The organism is Pseudoflavonifractor sp. 60, assembly GCF_009911645.1.
Lineage (GTDB): Bacteria > Bacillota > Clostridia > Oscillospirales > Oscillospiraceae > Lawsonibacter.
Window position 1 is genome coordinate 1 of record NZ_QWKI01000340.1, and the last position, 1,660, is coordinate 1,660.

The following is a 1,660-nucleotide window of genomic DNA, read 5'->3' on the forward strand; positions in this document are numbered from 1 at the left end:
TGCTTGCTACAATGGTGACACCCCCAAAACGGGGGAAGATGACCGCCCTATGCAGCGGCCCATACCCAAGCTACAATGGGAGGGAACCGGACTGACGAGGCATTGCTTGAGCTATTCACGCTCGTTTTGGCAAACTGTCAGCCAGCCCTCCCATTGCGGCGTTCGATTTGCGCAGGTTGAGAAGCGGGCAATACCGCACACTCGTGTCACAAAGCAAGCTGAATGGTAGTGGGCAGCGGTGGGCGCCGGTTGAAACCATTTTTGATTTGGGAGGCTTACAAATGAACTATGAACCAATCACCGCTGTCGGCATTGACGTATCCAAGGGGAAAAGCACCGTTGCTGTGCGCAGACCGGGCGGCGAAGTGGTGCTGACGCCATTCCAAGTGAATCACGATGCCGCTGGGTTGTCCTGCCTGATCAAGACGCTGCGGGATGTGGGCGGAGACATTCGCATTGTCATGGAACATACGGGGATGTACTGGCGTCCCATTGCTCTGGCGTTGAAAGAGGCGGGCTTTTTTGTCAGTGTAGTCAACGCCATGCTCATCCATGATTTTAGCGACAACTCTCTGCGCAAGGTCAAGACGGACAAGGCGGACTCCATGAAGATTGCCAACTATGCACTGTCCTTCTGGGCGGAGCTGCGGGACTACTCGCCGGAGGACGAGACCCGGCAGATGCTGAAAATGCAGAACCGCCTGTACCTGCGCACCAAGAAATCCAGCGTGGTCCTCCGCAACGGCCTGATCTCCCTGCTGGATCAGACATTCCCCGGTGTCAACACCCTTTTTGACAGCCAGCCCAAGCGTTCCAACGGGCATTTCAAGTGGGTGGATTTTGTAAAACGGTTCTGGCACAAGGACTGTGTGGCAGGCGTTTCCCTTGCCGCTTTCTTGGATGCTTACCGCAAATGGTGTACCAGATCCGGCTATCGCTTCTCTCAGTCTGACGCTGAAAGGCTCCATGCCGCTGCCAGAAACTCCGTGGCTACATTTCCCAAAAACGACAGCACCAAGCTGCTCATTGTTCAGGCTGTGGACAGCCTGAACGCCGTCTATGACGCGCTGTATATCCTGCGCGGGGAGATGCTCCGTCTGGCCTCCCTGCTGCCGGAATTCGATGTGGTCATGGCCATGCAGGGCGCAGGCGAGGTCACCGGACCACAGCTTATGGCAGAGATCGGCGATGTGCGGCGGTTTACCCACAAGGGCGCTCTGGTGGCCTTCGCGGGCATGGACGCGCCGCCTTTCCAGTCCGGCACATTCGACTCCAAATCCCGCCGCATCTCCAAGCGCGGCTCTCCTCATCTGCGAAAAACCCTGTTCATGGTCGCCAGCACGATCCTCCAGCACTCTGACCCGGCCAATCCCATATTTCAGTTCATGGACAAAAAGCGGGCCGAGGGCAAGCATTTTTATGTCTACACCGTGGCCGGTGCCGCCAAGTTTCTGCGCATCTACTATGCCAGGGTAAAAACGCATCTGGCGATGCTTGACAGCGGAGCAAATTCCGCCGCTTAACCGAACAGACAGAACACTTTCAGCTGGTTTGCAAAAATTCCTCGCTGACCGGCTTAATTTGTTATACCCATTTTCATGCCGCAAAAATTATGCTGTCTTTTTTCATTTTGGGGCTTGACACCTATTTGCAGGTTTGC

General features: G+C 55.5%; 1 protein-coding gene. It reads left to right on the plus strand.

What is annotated here, in order from left to right; translation table 11 throughout:
• Positions 1-296 precede the first annotated feature (296 nt).
• Positions 297-1,523 carry an IS110 family transposase gene (locus D1646_RS22280; RefSeq protein WP_160638512.1) on the plus strand — a complete coding sequence of 409 codons (1,227 nt, stop codon included), beginning with the start codon at positions 297-299 and terminating at the stop codon, positions 1,521-1,523.
• Positions 1,524-1,660 lie beyond the last annotated feature (137 nt).